Raw genomic sequence first — 22,278 nt, 5'->3', positions numbered from 1 at the left:
CCGATGCAGGCGCGCCTGATCGCCTATCCGCCAGATCACGCTGCGGTCGTCCGGTCATTGCGACCGGGCGATGCGTTGAGCATCGGCCGTGCGCCCGATTGCGACCTGGTCATCGCGCACCCTTCGATCTCGCGCCGGCACGCCGAGCTGCGCGGCGAAGCCGACGGCTGGCGCCTGCGCGACCTCGGCAGCAAGAACGGCAGCTTCGCCGACGGTCTCGCGGTCGACGAGCTGGTCATGACCGAGCCGTATTGGCTGCGCTTCGGCGACGTCCATTGCGAGTTCGCGCCGCTCGGCGCCGCCGAGATCGCCGCCGGCGAACAGGGCCAGTCGTTGCGGCGCGCCGCGGCCACCGCGCATACGATGCGGCTGCAAGGCCTGACCCGGCTCGACGACCTGCTCGACGGCAGTCTGCGCGCGGTGTTGGACCTGGCCCAATGCGAGCGCGGTTTCGTCTTGTTCGAAGCCGGCGACGGCGACGGTTATAAGGTGCACAGCAGTCTGGCGCTCGACCCGGGTCGGCTCGGTGCGCGCGAGTTCTCCGGCAGCGTCGGCGCGGTGCGCAAAGCCTTGCAACAGCGCCGCGCGGTGGTCGCCAACGACGTCCGCAGCGAAGCCTGGTTGGCGACGCGCGCCTCGGTGGTCGCGGCCGGAATCAACACCCTGGTATGCCTGCCGCTGCTCGACGGCGAACAAACGCTTGGTGTGCTGTACGCCGATCGCGTGCGCCCGGGGCCGGCGATCACCACCCTCGACCTGGAGTTGCTCGAGGCCTTCGCCGAAGGCGCGGCGGTATGGATCGCCGTGCGCCGCACCAGCGAATGGCTCGATGCCCAGCCGGCTGCGCCGCAGTGGGAGCGCATCGTCGCCGCCCAGTTCGGGGAGGCGGGATGAGCGCTTCGGGCGGTACCGGGCACGACGCGACCGCCACCGGTCTCTATCAGCACGCCGATCTGGCGCCGGGCAGCGTGCTGGCCGGGCGCTTCCGCATCGAATCGATGCTCGGGGTCGGCGGCATGGGCGTGGTCTATCGCGCCACCGACCTGGCCCTGGACATCCAGGTCGCGCTGAAACTGCTGCGTCCGGAACTGATGCACCGCCCGGATGCGTTCGAGCGCTTCCGCCAGGAACTGTTGCTGGCGCGGCAAGTGTCCAGCGCCCACGTCGTGCGCATCCACGACCTGGCGCAGCACGAAGGCCGTTGGTTGATCAGCATGGATTTCGTCGACGGCGAATCGCTCGACCGCCGGCTCGATCGCGACGGGCCGTTCGCCGTCGACAGCGCTCTGCGCATCGCCCGTCAGCTCGCCGAAGGCCTCGCCGCCGCGCACGCCAAGGGCGTGGTGCATCGCGACCTCAAGCCGGCCAACGTGCTGCTCGATGCGCAGGGCAATGCCTACATCAGCGATTTCGGCGTGGCGCGCTCGCTCGCGAGCAGCGGCCTGACCCAGTCCGGCGCGGTGATCGGCACGCCGGATTATCTGTCGCCGGAGCAGGCGCGCGGCGAAGCGCTCGATGCGCGCAGCGATCTGTATGCGCTCGGCCTGATCCTGTACGAAATGCTGACCGGCAAGCTGCCGTTCGCCGGCGGCACCGTTAGCGAGGTGCTGGCGCAACGCATGCTGCGCACGCCGCCGCCGGTGACCGTACAGCGCGCCGAACTGCCGGCCTGGATCGCGCGCCTGGTCGACAAACTGCTGCGGCCGCAACCGGCGCACCGCTTCAAGGACGCGGCCGCGGTGATCGCCGCGCTCGACGCCAAAGAGGTGCCTCGCGACGGCTATCGCGAAGGCGGTCGTTCCCCGCGCGCCCTCTGGCTGGCCGCGGCCGCTGCGCTGGCCTTGCTCGCCGGTGCCGGCGCCTGGTGGTGGCAGCGCGACAGCGCGCCGGTGCAGGTGGCCTCGGCGCCCCTGGACCGTTTGCTGGTCTTGCCGATCCGCTATGCCGGCGACGATGCGCTGGCGCCGCGTCTGCTCGGTTTGGGCGCGCATTTGCGCGATGCGCTCGCGGCATCGCCCGGTGTCGCCGTGGTCGACGAAGAGCGCACCGTGCAGGCACTGCGGCAACTCGACCCGACCGGCAACGCGGTACCCGATACCGCCGCCCTGAGCCGGCTCGCGGCGGCGCGGCGCGTGTTGCAGCCGCGCTTGATCGAGCGCGACGGGCGCTGGCGCATCGACGCCGAACTGCGTGTCGCCGGTGCCCCGGCGCAGACCCTCGCCGGGCCGCTCGCCGCCGACCCGAGCGCGGCCTTGCAGGCCTGGACGGCGACGCCGGACACCGTGCGCGCGCTGGCCTTGCCGTCGGCGATCGCCCTGGCCTTGCCCGATGCCGGCAAGGCGCTCGATGCCTATGGCGCCGGCCTGCTGGCGCGTCGCCAAGGCCGATTGAGCGATGCGCTGAGCCAGTTCGGCCTCGCCACCGCCGCCGCACCCGACTACGCCATAGCCTGGCTCGCCCAGGGCGAAGCCGCTCTCGCCATCGGCGAGCAGGACGCCGCCTTCGAAGCGGTCGAACGCGGCCAGGCCGTGGCCGGCATCGGCGAACGCCTGCGGCGCCGGCTCGATGCCGAACATGCCCTGCTGCAAGGCGACCCGCCCAAGGCCGTCGCGGCTTGGCGCGAGTGGCTGGCCAAGACCCCGGACGACACCTACGCCGAACTCAACCTCGCCCGCGGCCTCGGTGCCGGCGGCGACTTCAAGGCCGCGGTGGCCGCCTTGCTGCGTCTGGCCGAGCGCGACGGCGACGACCCGCGGGTGTGGTTCGAACTCGGCAAGTTCTCGATCCTGCAAGGGCAGGCGCGGCGCGCGGTCGACGACTACCTGGTGCGCGCCCTGGTCTTGTTCAAGCGCAGCCGCAACCTCGGCGGCGAAGCGGAAACGGTCAACGCGCTCGGCGTCGGCTACGGCCGTCTCGGCCAATCGGCCGATGCCGCCGAGCAGTACCGCAAGGCGGTGGAACTGCGGCGTGCGCTCGGCAACCGCCGCGGCGTGGCGACCAGCTTGCGCAATCTCGCCAACGTGCTCGCCACCACCGGCAAGTTCGACGAGGCCGCTGCCGCGTTGGCGCAGGCGCGTGCGCTGCATGTCGAGTTGGACGATCGTGCCGGCCTGGCCGCGGTCGAGAACGAACTCGGCCTGCTGGCCGAGGAGCGCGGCGACTACCCCGGCGCGCTCGACGCGTTCCGTCGCGCCTTGCAGGCCTGGCGCCAGGTAGACGACCCGCACGGCACCGCCCAGGCGCTCAACAACATCGGCTTCGCCGACTATCAGCTCGGCGCCTACGACGACGCCCAGGTGTACTGGCAGCAGGCGGCAGAGGCCTATGCCGCGCTCGGCGAACAGACCGGGCGCATCCGCACCGAACAGAACCTCGGCCTGCTCGCGACGGCGCGCGGTCAGTGGGACGAGGCGCGCCGCCTGCTGCAGCATTCCTTGAACGCCGCCGAACAGCAGCAGATGTTGGAAGAGGTCGCGGTGAGCCGCCGCAACCTCGCCGAGTTGGAACTGCTGCAAGGCCATTACGCTGCGGCGATCGACCAGGCGCGCAAAGCCGGCGAGTTGTTCCGGCAGCGCGAAGACGCGCGCGGCCAGGTCGATGTCGACCTGCTGCGCGTCCAAGCCCTGTTGGAAGCGCAGGCCGTGACCGAGGCGCGGCGTTTGCTCGACGGGCAAGACAAACCGCTCGCACAAGCGTCCAGCGAACAACGCGCGATCGCTTATCTGCTGCAAGCGCAGTTGGCGGCACGCGAGCAACGCGCGGCCCAGGCCGGCCCCGCCTTGCGTCAGGCCCGGCAACTCGCCGAGGCCTCCGGCGTGCGCCAGTTGCAACTGCAGATCGCACTGGAACAGGCCCGCAATGAACGCGCCGATCCCTCGCTCGGCCGTGCCACCGCCAGCCTCGGCCACGCCGGCCTGCGGTTGGCCTGGCTGGAACTGGCGATGCGGCAGGCCCTGGCCGCACGCGATCCCACCGTGGCCCTGGGTCACTACCGCGAGGCCGTGCAGCGCTTGCGCGACGGAGATTTTCATCGTGCCGTTGCGCTGCATCGGCTCGGCGCAAGCGCCTATGCGGCGGCCGGCGACGTCGCCGGCGAACGCAGCGCACGCAACAAGGCCGATGCGGCATTGAAGACCTTGCGCGACGGATTGCCGCAAGCCCTGCGCGCCGGCTTCGACCGCGTCGAGCCCGTGCCAGCCAAGGAGGCGCAATGAGCCGGTCCGCTCCCCCCACCGAACAGGAACTGTCGCTGGATCGCATCCGCGATCAATACCGCAGCCTGCTGCAACGCCTGGAAGCCAACGAACGCGAGTTCCGTCGGCTCGGCCGCTCGGTGTGGCGGGTGCAGGAAGACGAGCGCCGCCGCCTCGCGCGCGAACTGCACGACGGCATCGGCCAGAACCTGACCGCGCTCAAGCACCGCCTGGTTCAACTCGCAGACGGGCTCTCGGAGGAGCAACGTACGCGCCTGGAGGCGGCGATCGCGCTGTGCGCCGACACGCTTGAAGACACTCGCGAACTCTCGCGCCTGCTGCGCCCGCCGATCCTCGACGACCTCGGCCTGGAGCCGGCGCTGCGTTGGTTGGCGCGCAGCCAGAGCGAAGCCAGCGGCATGGACGTGGCGATCGAGATCGAAGCGCTGCCCGCACTCGACGGCGATCTGCAGACGCTGCTGTTCCGCGTCGCCCAGGAAGCGATCAATAACGCCGCCAAACATGCGCAGGCACGAAGTGTGCTTTTGCGCCTCGTCGCGCGCGGCGGCTTGCTGCAATTGCAAGTCGTCGACGACGGTTGCGGTTACGACCCCGACGCGGTTGCCGCGTCCGGCGGTTGCGGCCTCGGCGGCATGCGCGAGCGTTTGCGCCTGTACGACGGAAAACTCGAAATCCATTCCGTGCCGGGCGAAGGCACGCGCTTGCGCGCCGTGCTGCCGTTGCCGCCCGTCGCCGACGCCTGAGGCTTGACGGCGGCGAAGCCGGCGCGCACTTTGCCCGCATGGCGAGTTTTACTATCCGCGTTCTGATCGCAGACGACCACACTCTCGTACGCGAGAGTCTCGTCAGCCTGTTGCAGGCCGACGGTGCGATCGAAGTCGTGGCCCAGGCGTCCGACGGCCTGGAGACGGTTACCCAGGCCATCGCGACTCGTCCCGACATCGTCGTCGCCGACATTTCGATGCCGCGCCTGAACGGTATCGAAGTCGTGCGGCGTTTGCGCGAAGCCCTGCCCGACACCCGCGTGCTGGTGCTGACCATGCACCAGGAAGATGAGTACGTACTGCAAGCGGTGCGCGCCGGCGCTTCCGGTTACCTGGTCAAAGACAGCGCCGCTTCGGAACTGCTCGCAGCCGTGCGCAGCCTGCACGCTGGCCGCAGCTATTTCGGCCCGCAGGCGGCCAAGGCCATGGCCGAACAGATGCGCCATCCCGAGCGCACCGTCGAAGACCCTTACGGCCGCCTGACCCCGCGCGAACGCGAAGTGTTCCACCTGATCGCCGAAGGCCTGACCACCAAAGAGATCGCCCGCAAGCTCGACATCAGCGCCAAGACCGCCGAAAACCACCGCGCCCGCGTGCTCGACAAACTCGACGTGCGCAACACCGCCGAACTGGTGCGCTACGCGCTGCGCAAGGGCCTGCTCGACTGAGCGTGCTCCGCGGCACACCTCGTGCCGCACGCCTTCGACCTCGTCGCGTCGCCTCAATGCACCCGGGTAGGAGCGGCGCAAGCCGCGACCGCGCACCTTCAACTTCGCGCCGTAGCCCCGGCACCGCCCAGGGTAGGAGCGGCGCAAGCCGCGACCACGCACCTACAATTTCGCGCCGTAGCCCTCTGCACCGCCCTAGGTAGGAGCGGCGCAAGCCGCGACCGCGCACCTTCAATTTCGCGCCGCAACCTCAGCACCGCCCAATGTAAGAGCGGCGTAAGCCGCGACCCAGCCCCACCAATCTCGCCTCGTCACCCCAAGCTGCGCCGACCAGTCTCCCCAGTGTGGCCATTCGTCTACACGCATGCAGCGGATGTCTACAACCGATCGGATTTTTCCTATAGCCGCCTCAAGCGGCCTGCTGCTAGGCTCGATCGCACGCGACCGATGCTTCATCGGCCACACTGCCAAGCACATTGCAGAACGGCCCGGAAGCCAGACCCACAATCGTGATGCATTGAGTCGACACAAGGAGAAGTTCCTTGCGAGATCCCTAGAACAATCGCACACCGGCTCATCAACGTCAGCTGCCCGTCTCGTTGAAATGGGCTGATTTACTCACAGAAATGAGGCCGCCATCCGGTCTGGAAAACGATCATGCCAACTTCATATCGATTCGTTCTAAGTCTGGCGGCCGCTCTTCTGGCCAGCGCATGCTCCAGTGACTCCGGCGCCAAGAAGCCCGAGTACAAGAAAAATCCTGACCCGAAGCAACGCCGTGAGATTGCTGTGGTTATGGACAAGGCGCCTGGTGCATTCGCGGTCGTAGACGCGACCATGCAGTTCGACATCATGAACATGGATTGCCTTCCGCCGGCCGAGTCACCCTCGGGAGTCCAAACGACGCCGACTTCAATCATCTTGCCGGTCGTACTTACCAAGATTTCTGATGGCTCGTACAAGGGCGAAATTGCCCTTGACGGCTTGCTCGATGGAGACTATTTCGGCCAGGGTGTCTGCAAGTTCAAGCCTGTTGTTGCCACCGCCATCTTTAAAGCAACGGGGGCTGACGGCGAGACTCGGTTCATTGCGAGTCTGAGTGCCGAAGAGGTCCGTGAATCGAAGAGAAAGACAATCTACTACTGGCGTGGTGGCTATCCGAAAGAGGCCAAGTTGCAGAACTATCCGGACTACGGATATGGCGATCCGATGGAGTTCAAAGAAGGTCTCCGGGATGATCTTTTCAGCATAAGTATGGCATCCGAAGTCACGCCGCCATGAGTATGACGGCGCAGCAGTACGCCGATCTGGCCGACGATTCGTATCGGAGTCCGGACTTAAAGGACCCCGAAAGCAGGAGGGCAAAGATCGGGCAGGTCGAGTATGCGATCCTCGCTCACGTCAACAAGGATTCGGGCTATCAGGGCACGATTTACCAGCGCCTCGATACCAAGGAAATCGTTGTTGCGCATCGTGGTACCGAGTTCGGTGACCAGCCGATCAAGGATGGTTTGTTGGCTGACGGTGGAATGGTCGCAAGCCGTGTTAATCGACAGGCGAGCGATGCACTTGAGTTCACCCGATATGCCATGAATATCGCGAACGTCCAAGGGGAGCGAAGCGGGATTGCTCCACAGGTAACAGTCACTGGCCACTCGTTGGGTGGTTGTCTCGCTCAGATAACAGCGTCAAAGCTGAATTTGAACGGAGAGACCTTCAATCCTTATGGTGCAGTGGGACTCGGATACAGGATTCATGAAGGCGGAAATCAGATAGTCAACCACGTAATGGCTGGCGATTTCGTAAGTGCCGGCAGCCGACACTTCGGCAAAGTCAAGATGTATGCAGACCCTGTAGAGGTAAATATCCTCAGGGCTGTCGGCTATGAAGACAGCGGTAACCGGCTTGATGTCCGTAATCCTTTGAAGGCTGCCGTCTACGGAAACGGCTCTCACCGGATGCACCATTTTCTAAACGTCGATGTCAACGGGCGATTAGATCATTCCGTTCTAAGCGACGTCAGGGCAATGGAATTGGCGGAACAGCATCGACCCATGTTCGAGAAGTACAGGGGCGACGTGCTGGCACTGCGCAGTGGCGTTTCGGTCGGAGTTGCATTGTCGGCCGGGGCGCAAGGAGTGGTTGGGGAAATCAGTCGCGGTCTCCCCGACAAGGTGTCAAATCCATTCGAGGACTCGAAAGGAGCCATGCCTCCTTTGCCAGGCGATGTACATCGAGTAAGTGATCCGCGCGATTATGGTCATCCTGACAATGCGATGTATCTGAGGATTCGAGATGGCGTAAGCGCCCACCATCAGCAGCAAGGCAGGTCGTTCGACGAAGGCAGCGAACGGACTACGCTCAGTCTGCTTGTGGCGTCGAAGCAAGCCGGCATCGATCGAGTCGATCATGTGGTGCCCAGCGTCGGCGCCAACCCGGGCGAAACCTATTTCGTCGTACAAGGCGATCTGCGCGACCCTGCGCACAAGCGCGCTCAAGTTTCGGTAGCGAGTGCCGAACGAACTTCTGTCGACGAGTCATTGAAGAAGCTCGATATCGAGAGCCAACGGCTGGCGGAAAGTCAGAGTCAAAACCAAGAGCAGGCCCGGAGCCCCGGTCCGCGCATGGCCTGATCAGCGGCATCAACCGCAGAAATCATCCGGAAGTTAAACTGCCGCCTGTTCCAACTTGGTCCAGAACCCGTTCCGGCACGGACGAGCCGTAATCTTCCCGCTTCACCGCGACGTGTTGTCCGCTGTCGTCGATGATCGCGGTCGAGCGGGGGCTGACTGTTCCGGCATCATCGACTGACCTAATGACCTCCATTTCCACCCACGAGCATTCGATATACACCGACCAGGGGCGGCTATACGCCAAGGAGTGGAGGCCGGCGACGGATGCGGGGGAAGCCAGCCCCGTCGTCCTGTTCCACGACTCGCTCGGCTGCGTCGAACTTTGGCGCGACTTCCCGGAGCGATTGGCGCGCACGACCGGCAGACGCGTAGTCGCTTACGACCGGCTCGGTTTCGGCCGGTCCGACCGCCATCCCGGTCAGCTCGATGGACGCTTCGTACACGACGAAGCCCACGGATCCTTCAGCGCGCTGCGGGACCAGCTGAAGATCCGGCGCTTCATTGCATTCGGTCACAGTGTCGGCGGCGGCATGGCCATCGGCTGCGCGGCAAGCTTCATCGAGGATTGCACGGGCCTGATCACCGAGTCCGCCCAGGCCTTCGTGGAAGATCGGACGCTGCACGGCATCCGCGCGGCGCAGCAGTCGTTCGCGGAGCCGGGCCAACTCGAACGCCTGCAGAAATACCACGGCGATAAAGCGGCCTGGGTGCTGAGCGCCTGGATCGACACCTGGCTGGCACCCGGCTTCGTGGGTTGGAACCTCGACGAAACACTGGGACGTGTTCGCTGCCCGAGCCTGGTCATCCACGGTGGACACGACGAATTCGGCTCGCCGCTGCACCCGCAACGGATCGCAGACCTGACGCAGGGCCCAGCCATCGCCCGCATCCTGCAGGAGTGCGGTCATGTGCCTCATCGCGAAGCGGCGGAGGCGGTATTGGAGATCGTCGATCACTGGCTCGACGCAAGCGACGAGCGAACGGTTTCGTAGCAGGCCGTTTATCTCCCTCCGCGATTGCGTGGTGGGACGGGATGCGCTGTCTGAGGGGCGTCGCATCTGGAACGCGCGCGATCAGGCGATCGACACCCCAGACGGCGATGGAGCGATCAGTCGCATCGGCTCATGCATGCGCATGCATGTCTCCTGCGTCGAGGTGTTCGTGTCATCGAGATGGGCGCGAATCTTGACTCGAATGAGCCCGTTCACTATCGCGCTTCCTGGCGGATGTCCTGCCTCGTCAAGAGCGTGTCCGCATGTCTGTGGACCACGCGCCAGCCTTCTGTTTCGCGCCGAAAGATGGTGGTCACGCGGTAATCCCGTTTAGCCGCCTCAGCTTGTCCGGGAGGGCGATACCGAATGTGTTCGTACTGCACGATATAAGCGAAGTCGCCGCTGATGGCCGTCTGGATTTGCTCGATGCTCTTGGAGCCGTTGGAGCCAAGGAACTGGGAGCTCGCCCAGTCGAGCCTTGAGCTGACATTGCTCCATCCTTTCGCAGTGGCGCCGCCAGCCGCGCCCGACAACGTTACGTCCTGCGCGTGCGACCAGAGCGCCTTCACCGCCTCTGGCTTGCCGTTATAGAACAGCTCCGCGGCCTCGGCATACTTGCCGAGCATCGCCTGCAGCGCGGCATCGGGTACTGACTGCACGGCAGTTTCGGCGGCGGAACTCGTGTTCGTTGCGGCCAGGAGAGTGGCTGCGAGAACATAGGATCGCAAGGTTTTCATGCTCGACTCCCGATGGTGGTGGATGCGGTACCAGCGCCTGAACTACGCCGAGTCGCGAGGCGGCTTCGGTTTGAATGCAAGCCAAGTGCGTGGCTAGTTGCCCGGTTTCAGCAATGATCCGATTGCGTCGTGCACGACAGGCCACGCCAGCGAGGCTGGATCGGCGATCTCGAAATGGCCGAGCGATGGCAGCACTTCCAGCCTTACGGGATCACCGGCCTTTCGCGCTGCGTCCGCGTAAGCCTCGCCCAACCAAAGAGGCGTCATGTCATCCCGTTGACCCCAGATCAGGATCTGCCGTTTCGCTAGCGGAAGCATCTTCATCGCCGATACCTGCGCATAGCGTTCCGGTACAGCGGCAGGCTCGCCTCCAAGCAGGGTCCTGACGATGTTCGGGTCGCGACAAGCCGTCATTTGCGCCGGGATGAACGCCTCCATGTCGCCAGCACCTGCGAGATCGACTACGCCACTGATCGGCAGCGGATCCGCAATATGGAGTTGACTCTTAACGGGAAGGCGTGAGCGAGCTGCCACCCACATCGCCAGGTGTCCACCGGCCGAGTGTCCCAGCACGACCACGCGGTCAAGATCGAGCCGGTACCTCTGCGCGATCACTCGAAGGTGATCCGTTGCCCGACCGACATCTGCGTAGGTTCCTGGCCAACCGCTGCCCGGCTGGGGAATTCGACGGTATTCAATGTTCCAGGTAGCGATGCCGTCGGCTTTCAGTGCATCCGCCATGGGTGCCAGGCCGCGCAACGTGGCGTAGTCCGCTTTCCAGCAGCCCCCATGGATGAGGATCACCACGGGATGCGGCCCCGCTGCGGAAGGCACTCTCAAATCGGCGTATTGATTCGGGTCATCGCCATATGCGATGCGATAGTCCGCCGCTTGACTGGGCAACGACCGGAACTCGGCGGGCCCCATCAGCTCATTGGCGCTCTGCGGCGCTATGCGAGGCAGCGGCATGGTCGTACATGCCGTAAGAATGGTCAGAGTCAAAACGCCGGGCGACTGTCGAAGCACTGGAGTGGTTCCCCATGCCGCTTAACAACCTGATAGACGGCCCCTCGGGTCTTGGCGCGCCCACCGAATGGAGTGTAACTCCTGACCCCGCTCGCGCCATACCACCGGATCCCGGTTAAGGCCGGTAACCCAACGACCGAAATCGGTCGCTCGGCCATCCTCTCCGTTTCGTCCGCTATCGACCAGCAGCGGACACCGGAAATTTCCAATCCGGCAGCGTTCTCTCGCCGGCCGCCCTTCTTTTAGCCGCCTCAGAGGGGCAGCGTTCGATCTTCGACCACGCTCTTCATGACCAGCGTGGAGGTGAGGCGTTGGACGCCCGGCAGGGAGGAAAGACGCGCGTCGTAGATCCGCTGGAATGCGGCAAGGTCGCGGACGACGACGTGGAGGATGTAGTCGGGGTCGCCGAACAGACGCTGGGCCTGGATCACGTTCGGCACCTCCGCGACCGCCGTCTCGAAGGCCTCCACGGCGCTGCGATCGCCCTCGCGCAGGGTGACGAACACGATTGCGGAGAACTCGAGGGAAAGCGCAGCGGGATCGAGTTGTGCCCGGTACCCCTTGATCGCGCCGGATTCCTCCAGCGCCCGCACCCGACGGTGGCACGGGGACACGCTCAGGCCGATGCGTTCGGCGAGTTCCGTGATCGAAAGTCGCCCGTCAGCCTGGAGTTCAGCAAGGATTCTTCGATCTGTCCTGTCCATCAGGAAGATTCTCTCTATATACGAGATATTTGAGCAAGTATTTGGAAGCATATTCCAACGCTAGCGCCGTATTCTGCCCGCTTGGCGTGGACCAGTGGCTGTTTTTCTCTCTGATGGTCCTGACGCTCCTGGAGGTGTACGGATGAACAGAAATGCGAGGGGCAACCGCAGCGACGCTGCCGGGGCGACTGCTGCCTCCGCCGACCACCTCGGTTCGGCACTGACGCGGAGCGGCCGGCCATGATGCTGGGCACCTTCGCTGCCTTCTGGGCGGTATCGATATTGTTCGTGATCACGCCCGGCGTGGACTGGGCCTACACCATCGCCGCCGGCATGCGCGATCGCGCCGTCCCGCCTGCCGTGGGCGGCCTGCTGCTCGGGCACCTGGCCGCGACCCTGATCGTCGCCGCTGGCGTGGGGGCGCTGATCGCGAGCATGCCCATTGCCATGACGATACTGACCGTGGCCGGATCGGCTTACTTGTTGTGGCTCGGCTTCGGCATGTTGATGAATCCGCCAATGCCGGGCACCGCGGAGCAGGCGGACGCCCCCTCGGCTTGGGGCTGGTTGGTCAAGGGCGTGTGCGTGAGCGGTCTCAACCCCAAGGTCTTCCTGCTGTTCCTGGCGCTGCTGCCGCAGTTCGTGAATCCTTCGGCTGCGTGGTCCGTTCCGGCGCAGATCCTTGCCCTCGGATTGATCCATATCTTCAGCTGCGGCGTGGTTTACCTGATGGTCGGCTACGGCTCGCATGCGGTGCTGCGCACGCGCCCGCAGGCTGCCAAGGTGGTGGGGCGGATCTCCGGCGCAGCGATGGTCGCGATTGCCGCATTCCTGCTTCTGGGACAATTCAAGGGCTGAGCCGTCCCGTCACAAGGAGGAGAACGCATCCGTGTCCGACCCTACGAAGCGTGCAGACGAAGTCGATTCGGATATTGCGGCGCGCGTGCGCGACAGCTTTGCCCGGCAAGGCCTGATGGCCCACTTGGGTGCCGAGCTTGCCGAGCTCTCGTCAGGGCGCGTGGTCATCCGCCTGCCGTACCGCGATGAGCTCACCCAGCAGGACGGGTTCTTCCACGCCGGCGCCAGCAGCGCCATCGCCGATTCGGCCGGTGGTTACGCCGGACTCACCGTATTTCCCGCCGGAAGCTCGGTGCTGACGGTCGAGTACAAGATCAATCTGGTCGCACCCGCCCGCGGCGAGCATCTGGAAGCGGTCGGGTCGGTGATCCGCTCCGGGCGCACTCTGACGGTATGCCAGTTGGAAGTATTCGCGGTGGCCGGAAGCGAGCGCACCCTCGTGGCCGTGGGGCAGCAGACGTTGTTTTGCCTGCCAGCGAAAAGTTGACGAACGCGCGTCGCCGTCATGCCGATCGGCACCGGACGCAACCGATCCTCGATACCCAAAGGAACGCCCCATGGAATCCGTACAGCTCCAGCGCACCTATCTCGATCTCACCACCCCGCACGTAGCCGATGCCTGCATGCGGCTGGGCATCCCGGTGCGCTGCGCGCCGGCCGGCATGCGCCCGCTGTGGGGCGACACGCATCTGGTCGGCCGTGTGCGGCCGGCGCGGCACTACGGCAGCGTCGACGTATTCCTCGAGGCGATCGGTCTGGCGACACCGGGCGACGTCCTGGTGGTCGACAACGGCGGCCGTGAGGACGAGGCCTGTGTTGGTGACCTGGTCACGCTGGAGGTAAGCCGCGCGAACCTGTCGGGCATCGTCATCTGGGGCTTGCATCGCGACTCGGCCGAGCTGCGGGCGATCCGTCTGCCGATCTTCAGCATGGGCGCGCTGCCGGTCGGGCCACAGCGTCTGGACGCGCAGGACGCCGATGCGCTCGCGTCCGCCACATGCGGCCAGCATACCGTCGGTATCGAAGACTTCGTGTTGGGCGACGGCGACGGCGTGCTGTTCATCCCGCTCAACCGCGCTGCGGAGGTGGCCGAAGTGGCCGCCGCCATCCGCGACACCGAACGCCGCCAGGCCGCACGCATGCGATTGGGTACAACACTCCGGCAGCAGTCTCGATTCGATGAGTACCTCGCCGCCCGGCATACGCACGGAAAGCTCACGTTCCGGCAACACTTGCGCGCTATTGGCGGTGAAGTCGAGGAGTGAGTTTCGAACTTGACCCTTGGGTGGCGGGTGAGCCGACCCGGCACCCAGCGCTGTCTGAGCCAGCGTTGAGCTGATGGACTAGCCGTCATCGAAAGCCCCGCGATTGGCGGGGCTTTTCGTTCGCCGCTGCGGTCGGTGCGGTGGGCGCTGGAATGAAACGGTTTGTCGGCTATCGGCCAGCAGCGGACATCGCCCCTGTCGATGCGAAGCCCCGTACCAAGCTTTGGTGTCCCGGCGAAGAGGCTGGGCCGATGGCTCGGCCTACGGCCCTGGAGTATCCGGGCCTGACCGACATCGAACCGGGTTGCCTGGCGCATTCACTCCTGTCGGTCGGACTCAGACACGAGTCCAGGAGCAGGCCCAGGCCGCTTGCTTCGTCCGGCCGTGTTCGACGACCGCATCCGGACGCTCGTGCGTCCAGCACTCATTCGCACCCACCGGCATGACCGGCCGACATACGAGCTCAGGGGCTACGGCGACGAGGCGCAGGAACCGGCCTCTGCGGTGGGTATCGGCCCGCGGTGCTTTGTCAGACCGGCCCCCCGGAAGAACATGAGCAAGTGTGTACCATTGCGTACCCTCGTCGAGGCGCAGGCGGCCGGGCGCCGGATCGAGGTGGTCTAAGCATGTTCCCGCCGGTTCGCCGCAAGCGCGCGTCGCCGTCGCCGTGCGGTCGCAACTCGACAACAACCGATCTTTCGATGCGCCGATCATGCTGAGCCAGCATTTCCTGTTCTTCTTCGCCATGCTCGGCGCCTTCAACGGCATCGGCGCGGCGTCGTTTCTGTGGTGGCGGGCCAAGGGCGAACCCACGCAGCGTTGGCTATCGCTGCTGATCGTGGCGGTCAGCGTGCGAACCGGAAAATCGGTCGCCTTCTATTTTTGGCCCGAGATTCCCAAGATCGTTCTCCAACTCGGCCTGACCGCCTGTTTCATGATCGGGCCCTGCCTGTTCTTTCTGGTCCGCTCGAGCCAGGGCGATAGCCCCGGCCCCGGGCGGGCCGACCGTCGGCATATCGCCGGGCTGCTGGCCCTCGCCGCCGCCGTGAACCTGTTCCTGCCCTACGCCGGCCATATCGAGCTGTGGCGACAGGTCGTCGCACCGGTTATCACCTACTCGTGGCTGGGCTACCTCCTGCTTGCCACCGTGCAGGTGTACCTGCATCGCACGCGGCTTTCGGGGACGCCATCCGGCCCGTTGCTACTGGGGGCGGTGGGCGGCATCTGGTTGATCTGGATCGCCTACTACACCTCCGGCTACACCTCCTACATCGTCGGCGCGCTGTCGTTTACCTTCGTCCTGGCGGCGAGCGTTCTGATCTACCTGCGCCTGCGGTCCGGTCAGGCCCCGATCGAGCCCTATCAAGACCGCCGGATTCCGGAGTCCGAGGCGGCCGTGCAACTGCAGGCCCTGGCCGAGTTGATGACGCGCGAGCGGTTGTACCTGGACCCCGCATTGACGCTGCCTCGCCTGGCTCGCCGGCTCGGCGTGCCGCAGACCCGGTTGTCGCAGCTGCTGAACGACAACAACCAGACCACCTTCAAGCAGTACCTGGCGCAACTGCGCGTGGGTGAGGCGAAGGCGCTGCTGCGGCAGCTCCCCCCGAAGCCGCTCGAGGTCGTCGCCGAAGAAGCAGGCTTCCAATCGATGTCGACCTTCCACAGCGCATTCAAAAAGCTGGAGGGGGTCACGCCGGCGGCGTTCCGCGCGACCAAAGCCGACTCCGAAAATCGATTCCAGCACTCCTGAAGCATATTGCAAGACATTGATTTGAAAGCGATTGGGTAGTGTGCAGGCTCCTCCCCGCGAGCTTGCGCTCATGCACCTACCTCGCTTCATCCCATGCGTCTTGATACTCATGTTGTCTGCCTCGCTGGGCGGCGTTTCCAGCGCCCAGGCGGCCCATGCCTTCACCACCGGGCAGGCCCTCACCGGTCAGGCGGTCGTCGACCGTTCGCCGACGGTGGTGCCCACAGAGGGAACGGGCAGGGCCCCGTCCGTCGCGAAGACCGGCCTCCCGGAGCCCGCCCGTGGCAGCCAAGGGCGCATCCTCTTCATCCTCGCCAGCAGCAAGGTCCACGGGGCGTCGTCCCTGCCGGCCAGCATCAGCTTCGGCGAGGTCGTGCATGCGTGGGATACGTTCCAGGCCGCGGGCTATTCCGTCGACTTCGTCTCGCCCGACGGCGGGGCGGTGCCGATCCTCGACCGTTATGTCAGCAAGGATATGGAGCCCCGTTTGAAGGACGGGCGCATCATGGACGGGCTGCGGAACACCGCCAAACCCGCGCAGGTCGACCCGGCCCGATACCGCGCCGTGTACTACGTCGGGGGCAGCAATGCCATCTACGGCGTGCCGGAGCATCCGGTCCTGCAGAACATCGCCATGCATGTTTACGAGCGCAACGGCGGGGTGGTCTCGGCCGTCTGTCATGGCACGGCTGGAATCGTCAACCTCAAGCTCTCCAACGGCCAGGCCTTGGTCGCAGGCAAACGCATCACCGGCTTTCCCGAAGAACACGAAGATCAGGGCGCTGCCTACTTCAAGGAGTTCCCTTTCCTGATCCGGAAAACGGTCGAAGCCCGCGGCGGCTCGTTCCATGCGCTCGATGGCGACCAGCCTTACGCCGAAGTCGACGGCAGGGTGGTGACAGGCCAGAACTACGCGTCCGCGAAGCCCGTGGCGGAAGCCGTGGTCGAGGTACTTCGCAAACTGGCCGATCGACAGCCAGGCCGCGGCGCGGCGAAAAACTGATCTTAACGCTGATCTTTCCGAGCCTCGCCGTCGCCGAGGTCGGACGACTTCCACGCACTCGATACCTCTCAGGACAACCATGAACCTCTCGATCCGGTCGTTCGTTTTCGCACTAGCTTTCCTCCTCGTTCTTCCCACCTCCGTCATGGCGCGAAACAGCGAGCATGACGCGGTGGACCAAGCCATGAAAAAGATGATGCGCGCCTTCGAAACCGGCGACGCCAATCTGGCTTTCGAAGTGCTCAGAAAAGACGGTGCGGTGCTCGGCTACTCGACCTCCAGAGGCCAGGTGGTCACCCAAACCACGGAAGAATGGGCGAAGGGATTCCAGGGCAAGCCGGCCGACGACGAGGCCCAGCGCAAACGCAGCTACGAAATCGTGGATGTGACCGAACACGCCGCGGTCGTCAAATTGACGCTGGATTATCCCGCGTGGAAGGGGCTGGATTATCTTGCGTTGTCGAAGATCGACGGGAAATGGATGATCGTGAGCAAATCGTGGAGCGGTCAACGCAAACCGTAGACACCGCAGGGCGGCTCTCCAACTCACCGCTTCGCGTGCAGGGCGACGCGAAGCGGTAGCCTGTTGCCGGCGTATCCTCTGCGCGACGGCGGGCGGAATGCCTGCCCCGAGTGAAACCGAATCGGGTCCACTCCAGCCGTGTCCGCTCTGGGTCGGAAGCGGACACGCGCTCATGCGCATGCTGCCGACATCGGTCGAATTCCGGTCCGGCCGTTCGCCGTAATGGTGCAGCGGGCAAGCCGCAGCCGGAGTTCACCAGGAGCGCATCACCATGACCATCATCATTACCGCCTTTGAACGGTCGCCCGACGGCGGCAAGGGGCTGGCGCGCGATACGCGCGTGCGTTGGGCGCTGGAAGAAGTGGGCCGACCCTATGAGACCCGCCTGGTTTCGTTCGCCGCGATGAAGGAGCCCGCGCACCTGCGTCTGCATCCCTTCGGCCAGATTCCCACCTACGAGGAAGGCGATCTCGTCCTGTTCGAAACGGGCGCGATCGTCCTGCATCTCGCGCAAAGCCATCCGGGTCTGTTGCCGGACGACGCCGATGCGCGGGCGCGGGCCATCGCCTGGATGTTCGCCGCGCTCAACACCGTGGAGCCGCCGATCCTCGACCTGGTCGTCGCCAAGTTCCAGGAAGGCGACCGCCCCTGGGCCAAGGAGCGCCTGCCTCTGGTCGAAGATCGTATCCGCCATCGGCTGATGCAGCTTGCGACCCGTCTGGGCGATGCCGACTGGCTGGACGGTGCGTTCAGCGCGGGCGACCTGATGATGGTGTCGGTGCTCCTCAGATTGAGGCCGTCGGGCATCCTGGACGAATTCCCGCGCCTGGCCGCCTACGTTGCCCGCGGCGAAGCGCGGCCCGCCTACCAGCGTGCCTTCGCCGCCCAATGGGCGGTCAACGCCGCCAAGCCGCAAGCCGGCTGAGGGTTTCGTTGCTGGCAGGAACTGCGACCCGGAGGGGCGGCGGGCTTTGGGCCAGCAACGGATATCGAAGGCAACCGCGAATGCGCCACGCTTGCAGCTTGAGTACCACCCGATCCAGCGCCGCCACCGCGCTGGTGTCCCAGAAGTGCGTCACCCAAGCAAGGTTGCCGTCGGCCTAAAGCGGCCATTCGGATTGCCGTGTCGCTCGTCGCGGCCAGGCCCAGGGATGTACGCGACTGCATCTACGCTTCGAGTTAGCGTTCTAGCCAGGCGTCGAGGGTGAAGTCGAGCCATAGCCGGCCTGCTCGGCAAGCCGGACGACCGCCGCTGCGGGCTCATGCATAGCGCGCCGCCGCCATGCAAATCACAGTGATCGCCAACAGGCCGGCAGCTAGGCGGGCGACCAGGGTCGCGCGCGTCTGCGCGACCGCTTCTGGTAACGTTCCTTGCGCGAGTTGCCAGCGAGTACGCACGTCGACGCCGACCTGCACAGTGAAGGCCAACAGGGCGCAGGCGATGCCGAAAGCGAGAACCGTTTCCGGCCCACCGAAGGCCGCGCCGTGCACGACGCGCCAGAGATAGCCGCCGGTGAGAATGGTGACGATCGCGGCCCCAAACATCGGCGCGCGCAAGCGCGGACCGCCGACGCCGTGGAGGCGCGCGAGAACGAAGGTGCCCCCGGCCCAGAGCACCGCGGCCAGAATGTGCAAGGACAAGACTATGATCAAAATCGTCTGCATCGACTGCTCCTGACTATCGAGAATCAGTTATGGACGTCGTCGCGACACGCGACCGCGCTAACCCTCCAGGACGGTCAGATCCAGTTGGTTGAGCCGCTCAGGGTCACGCACGATGTTGATCTCGGTAATCTTCCCGCCGCTGACGGTGAAAGCCATGATCGCGAACGGCTTTCCTTCGAGCATGGCGACGAGGCCTGCGGCGCCATTGACGAGCACCGGGCACCTGAGCAGGCCAAGGCGCGAGAAAGTCTGCGCTTGGCGAGCCACTTGCTCCGCACCGCGTACCTCGGTGGACGCAACGTCGGCTCGAAGAAGTACCTCCGGGTCGAGGATGGCGACAAGCCTGCGGAAGTCGCCGTCTTGCGCAGCCGCGATGAAGGCGTCGACAAGGTTTCGTTGAAGCCGCATGTCGGCATCGGGAGCGGCGTTCCTCGCCTGGAGCCGGCGGCGTCCGCGGCTGGCAAGTTGGCGAGCTGCAGCGGGGGTACGCTCGACGATCGGTGCGATTTCCTCGAATGGCATGTCGAAGATGTCGTGCAGCACAAAAGCAACGCGCTCCGCCGGTGCGAGGGTCTCGAGCACCACCAGCAATGCAAGGCCGATACCGTCCGCCAGCAGTACCCCGTGCTCAGGACTCGCTCCATCGGCGCGGTCGATGATCAGATCCGGTAAGTGGGTCTCGCCTCGCGTCTTGCGCGAGCGGAGAATGTTCAGCGAGATGCGTGCGACGACGGTCGTCAACCACGCGCGAAGATCGTCGACCTCTCGGTAGGCTGTTTCGCTGAGCCGGAGCCAAGCTTCTTGGACAGCATCCTCGGCCTCGCTCAGCGAGCCAAGCATGCGGTATGCGACGGCCCGCAGACGGGGCCGCTGCTCCTCGAATCTTTCCCCAAGCCATTCGTGCTTATCCATCGCTCACGTTCCTCTGCTGTGCGGTGCCATGCATGTAAGACCCGCGACGCACGACTGATGTGACGGCAGGCGTCGCCGAAGATGTGACGAGCCATCGATTCGTCACATCCCTAGCTCGCCGCGTGTCTTATGGGTGCCACGCCTTTGACGGCTCGGCACGAGCAAACAAACCGATGCCATCGCGAACGAAGGAGAAAGAACAATGCTAGAAAAAATCGTATACACAACGGTGTTCGTCAGCGACCAGGACAGAGCCCTCGACTTCTACACGAACATCCTCGGCTTCAAGAAGCGGGCTGACAACCCGACTGCGGACAACTCGACACCCGATAGCCCGCGATTCCTGGCCGTTGGGGTGAAGGATCAGGATTTCCTGCTGGTCCTGTGGCCGGGAACGCCCGGACAGGGCCATCCGGTACAAGGCCGTATTCCGGCGGCGTACACAATCGAGACGCGCGATTGCCGGGGTGCGTTCGAGGCGCTGGTCTCGCGCGGCGTACAGTTCGAGACAGGAGTGCTTGAGTATCCGTGGGGATACGTTGCGGTATTCCAGGATCCCGATGGCAACCGGCTGCAACTTCGAGAAAGTCGCTAGCGCGGCGGCCCTCATCCAATCCTGGTTGCAGAAACCTGATGCAGGCGATATTCGTCCCGGTCCAGCCCGAGCAATCGTACGATGCCCTGTATGCGCTGCGGTCTCTGCCCTGTCGCCAGTGGCGAGCGTAAGTGCAAGTAGTTGGAAACTATCGATTGATGTCGCGTCTGGCCACGGTGCCGATGACTTCGTCGAATAGTTGTGCGTGGCGAGCTGCAGCGCCAGTCGGAGTGCCGCGTTGGGTCTGCGAGTGTTCGCTTCCGGGGAAATGTAGACGCTCGGCCGTGGGCGTCAAGCCCCGAAACCAGGCGGTGCTTGAAAACCGCCAAGCTCTTGTGCGATCAGTCGGGCCACCTCAATGGTGGTCCGATCGCCATATTCCGGGCCGATGATCTGCAGGCCGATCGGCAGCCCATCGTTCGACAATCCGCAGGGAAAAGCAGTGCTCGGCAAATAGGCGAGGGTCGCAAGGCCTATCCAGAAGTAATGCTCGTAATGCGAAGTCGGTACCGTGTCGACCGCGAGAACTCTTTCCAGCTTGGGCCGATGATCGTGTCCGTAGGCCGCGGTTGCGGAAATCGGGCAGATCACCACATCCCAATCGTCGAAGAAGGCGCGCCAGCGTAGTCGGTAGTTGGTGCGCGCTTCATCGTGATCGGACCAGCTTCGATGATCCAGTACGCGGGCACGCGTAACTACCGCTAACGGCGAATCATCGTTCGCATCGAACTGTGCAGCCGCCGCTTGAGCAACGGAATAGTATTCATCGGGAAGGTTGACCAGTCCTGTCGACGCCAGCAGGTTCAAATAGGTGCTGTGCGCTTGCCGTGGAGAGATTTCAGGGCGCGCCCGATCGGAGATTACCGCGCCCGTCTGAGCCAGAATTTCTCCGACCTGCTGCACGCGATCCGATATCTCGACAGAGGTAGGAACGAACTCTTCCTTCGGCCAAATCGCAACGCGCAAGCCGCGTAAAGTGCGCGCCTTCGGTGGTGGAAGCACCAGTCTCCAGCCCGGTGACCGGAACCGGTCAGGGCCCGCAACGACATCCAGAGCCAGCTCCAAATCTTCCGCGCTTCGCCCCATTGGCCCGACGACATTCAGATCCGGCGCAGATACGACGCCGAGAGGATTGTGGCCAAGCGTTGGAACGATGCCATAAGTGGGCTTGTGTCCATACACGCCACAGAAGTGAGACGGATTTCGTATCGACCCGGCGATATCGGAGGCAAATTCCAGGCCGGTCAAACCGGCCGCTAGCGCGGCGGCCGACCCGCCGGAAGATCCGCCCGGCGACCTCTCCCTATTCCAGGGGTTGTTGGTCGGTCCGTAAATGTCGTTGTAGCTCTGCCAGTCCGCGAGTCGCAGCGCGACGTTCGTTTTCCCCATGAAATGGGCGCCAGCTGCCTTCAGGTGTTCGACAACCGTTGCGTCGTTCTGGGCGAGGTTGTCGCGTTGCTCCGGCACGCCCCACGTAGTGGGCAATCCAGAAACATCGAAGGCTTCCTTGATCGTCATCGGGACGCCGTGCAGCGATCCCAATCGGTGTCCGCGAGCAAGAGACGCATCGGCCGACTTCGCCGCTTCCAGTGCGCGTTCGAAATCCCGCACCACGACAGCATTCAACAGTTTATCGAACTGCTCGATACGTTCGATGTAGTACTGGGTGAGTTCGAACGAGCTGACTTGTTTTCGCTGGATCAGCTGCGCCAGGTCGGCCGCTGATGAAAAAGCCAGCTCTCCCGATGCGAAGCCGCTGTGCGCAGATGTAATGGAAGGGCCGCAGGATGAGACTGAAGTGCCGCCTGGCGCCCCAGGAAGGTCAGGCCTGGAAATCGGATTCATGATGGCCCTGTCTGTAGGTGGGCGGTCTTCAATCAAGGGTGTTTAAGCCCCTGATTTCTACTTGCTTGTCCTGCAAGGCCCGAATTCTAGCGGAAACAGGTGGCCGCAACGGGCCGGAAGCGGT

21 protein-coding genes are annotated in these 22,278 nt (G+C 64.6%); 15 read left to right on the top strand and 6 right to left on the bottom strand.

The window, feature by feature from the left end; genetic code table 11:
- Positions 1 to 3 precede the first annotated feature (3 nt).
- The 7 genes from GLA29479_RS14600 (at position 4) to GLA29479_RS14560 (ending at position 9,271) form a co-directional block, all read left to right on the top strand.
- Complete coding sequence (locus tag GLA29479_RS14600) at positions 4 to 894, top strand: FHA domain-containing protein (protein ID WP_057916172.1); 891 nt, start codon at positions 4 to 6, stop codon at positions 892 to 894.
- A complete protein-coding gene (locus tag GLA29479_RS14595) occupies positions 891 to 4,214 on the top strand; it encodes a serine/threonine-protein kinase (RefSeq protein WP_057972032.1) in 3,324 nt (1,107 codons plus the stop codon). Before GLA29479_RS14600 ends, GLA29479_RS14595 begins: the two co-directional genes overlap by 4 nt.
- Entirely contained in the window at positions 4,211 to 4,957 is a 747-nt protein-coding gene (locus GLA29479_RS14590) for a sensor histidine kinase (protein ID WP_057972031.1), read from the top strand. The genes GLA29479_RS14595 and GLA29479_RS14590 overlap by 4 nt, the downstream gene beginning before the upstream one ends.
- A gap of 38 nt (positions 4,958 to 4,995) precedes the next feature.
- Entirely contained in the window at positions 4,996 to 5,646 is a 651-nt protein-coding gene (locus GLA29479_RS14585) for a response regulator (protein WP_057916175.1), read from the top strand.
- 657 nt (positions 5,647 to 6,303) lie between these two features.
- Positions 6,304 to 6,927 (top strand): hypothetical protein, encoded by a 624-nt coding sequence (locus GLA29479_RS14580; protein ID WP_144436532.1) that lies wholly within the window; start codon positions 6,304 to 6,306, stop codon positions 6,925 to 6,927.
- Positions 6,924 to 8,279 carry an XVIPCD domain-containing protein gene (locus GLA29479_RS24640; RefSeq protein WP_144436531.1) on the top strand — a complete coding sequence of 452 codons (1,356 nt, stop codon included), beginning with the start codon at positions 6,924 to 6,926 and terminating at the stop codon, positions 8,277 to 8,279. Before GLA29479_RS14580 ends, GLA29479_RS24640 begins: the two co-directional genes overlap by 4 nt.
- A 182-nt stretch (positions 8,280 to 8,461) precedes the next feature.
- Complete coding sequence (locus tag GLA29479_RS14560) at positions 8,462 to 9,271, top strand: alpha/beta fold hydrolase (protein WP_057972026.1); 810 nt, start codon at positions 8,462 to 8,464, stop codon at positions 9,269 to 9,271.
- A 215-nt stretch (positions 9,272 to 9,486) separates the two neighbouring features.
- On the opposite strand, the gene GLA29479_RS14555 is transcribed toward GLA29479_RS14560, so the two are convergent.
- The 3 genes from GLA29479_RS14555 to GLA29479_RS14545 all read right to left on the bottom strand — a co-directional run bounded on the left by GLA29479_RS14555 (position 9,487) and on the right by GLA29479_RS14545 (position 11,738).
- A complete protein-coding gene (locus GLA29479_RS14555; protein WP_057972025.1) occupies positions 9,487 to 10,008 on the bottom strand; it encodes a nuclear transport factor 2 family protein in 522 nt (173 codons plus the stop codon).
- Between the two features lie 93 nt (positions 10,009 to 10,101).
- Positions 10,102 to 10,977 (bottom strand): alpha/beta hydrolase family protein, encoded by an 876-nt coding sequence (locus GLA29479_RS14550; RefSeq protein WP_248842737.1) that lies wholly within the window; start codon positions 10,975 to 10,977, stop codon positions 10,102 to 10,104.
- A gap of 308 nt (positions 10,978 to 11,285) precedes the next feature.
- A complete protein-coding gene (locus GLA29479_RS14545; protein WP_057916182.1) occupies positions 11,286 to 11,738 on the bottom strand; it encodes an Lrp/AsnC family transcriptional regulator in 453 nt (150 codons plus the stop codon).
- 240 nt (positions 11,739 to 11,978) lie between these two features.
- On the opposite strand from GLA29479_RS14545, the gene GLA29479_RS14540 reads away from it, so the two are divergent.
- The 7 genes from GLA29479_RS14540 (at position 11,979) to GLA29479_RS14505 (ending at position 18,062) form a co-directional block, all read left to right on the top strand.
- Entirely contained in the window at positions 11,979 to 12,596 is a 618-nt protein-coding gene (locus GLA29479_RS14540) for a LysE family translocator (RefSeq protein ID WP_057972024.1), read from the top strand.
- 31 nt (positions 12,597 to 12,627) lie between these two features.
- Positions 12,628 to 13,083 (top strand): PaaI family thioesterase, encoded by a 456-nt coding sequence (locus GLA29479_RS24635; protein WP_057972023.1) that lies wholly within the window; start codon positions 12,628 to 12,630, stop codon positions 13,081 to 13,083.
- Positions 13,084 to 13,153: 70 nt separating this feature from the next.
- Positions 13,154 to 13,861 (top strand): RraA family protein, encoded by a 708-nt coding sequence (locus GLA29479_RS14530; RefSeq protein ID WP_057972022.1) that lies wholly within the window; start codon positions 13,154 to 13,156, stop codon positions 13,859 to 13,861.
- Positions 13,862 to 14,573: 712 nt separating this feature from the next.
- Positions 14,574 to 15,611, top strand: a complete 1,038-nt coding sequence (locus tag GLA29479_RS14520) for an AraC family transcriptional regulator (protein WP_144436530.1) — start codon at positions 14,574 to 14,576, stop codon at positions 15,609 to 15,611.
- Positions 15,612 to 15,720: 109 nt separating this feature from the next.
- On the top strand, positions 15,721 to 16,614 hold the full coding sequence (locus tag GLA29479_RS14515) for a type 1 glutamine amidotransferase domain-containing protein (RefSeq protein WP_057972019.1): 894 nt from the start codon (positions 15,721 to 15,723) through the stop codon (positions 16,612 to 16,614).
- Between the two features lie 79 nt (positions 16,615 to 16,693).
- Positions 16,694 to 17,137 carry a nuclear transport factor 2 family protein gene (locus tag GLA29479_RS14510; RefSeq protein ID WP_082638691.1) on the top strand — a complete coding sequence of 148 codons (444 nt, stop codon included), beginning with the start codon at positions 16,694 to 16,696 and terminating at the stop codon, positions 17,135 to 17,137.
- 271 nt (positions 17,138 to 17,408) lie between these two features.
- A complete protein-coding gene (locus GLA29479_RS14505) occupies positions 17,409 to 18,062 on the top strand; it encodes a glutathione S-transferase family protein (protein WP_057972017.1) in 654 nt (217 codons plus the stop codon).
- A 335-nt stretch (positions 18,063 to 18,397) separates the two neighbouring features.
- On the opposite strand, the gene GLA29479_RS14500 is transcribed toward GLA29479_RS14505, so the two are convergent.
- Both GLA29479_RS14500 and GLA29479_RS14495 read right to left on the bottom strand, forming a co-directional pair.
- Positions 18,398 to 18,802, bottom strand: coding sequence for a hypothetical protein (locus GLA29479_RS14500; protein ID WP_057972016.1), 405 nt, complete (start codon positions 18,800 to 18,802; stop codon positions 18,398 to 18,400).
- 57 nt (positions 18,803 to 18,859) lie between these two features.
- Positions 18,860 to 19,714: a sigma-70 family RNA polymerase sigma factor gene (locus GLA29479_RS14495; RefSeq protein ID WP_057972015.1), complete on the bottom strand. Its 855-nt coding sequence runs from the start codon at positions 19,712 to 19,714 to the stop codon at positions 18,860 to 18,862.
- Positions 19,715 to 19,916: 202 nt separating this feature from the next.
- On the opposite strand from GLA29479_RS14495, the gene GLA29479_RS14490 reads away from it, so the two are divergent.
- Positions 19,917 to 20,309: a VOC family protein gene (locus tag GLA29479_RS14490; protein ID WP_057972014.1), complete on the top strand. Its 393-nt coding sequence runs from the start codon at positions 19,917 to 19,919 to the stop codon at positions 20,307 to 20,309.
- Positions 20,310 to 20,600: 291 nt separating this feature from the next.
- On the opposite strand, the gene GLA29479_RS23755 is transcribed toward GLA29479_RS14490, so the two are convergent.
- On the bottom strand, positions 20,601 to 22,154 hold the full coding sequence (locus GLA29479_RS23755) for an amidase (protein WP_144436529.1): 1,554 nt from the start codon (positions 22,152 to 22,154) through the stop codon (positions 20,601 to 20,603).
- Between the last annotated feature and the right edge of the window lie 124 nt (positions 22,155 to 22,278).

Source organism: Lysobacter antibioticus (assembly GCF_001442535.1).
GTDB lineage: Bacteria > Pseudomonadota > Gammaproteobacteria > Xanthomonadales > Xanthomonadaceae > Lysobacter > Lysobacter antibioticus.
The sequence above is the reverse complement of the archived record's forward strand: the minus strand, read 5'-3'. Positions and strand labels throughout refer to the sequence as shown.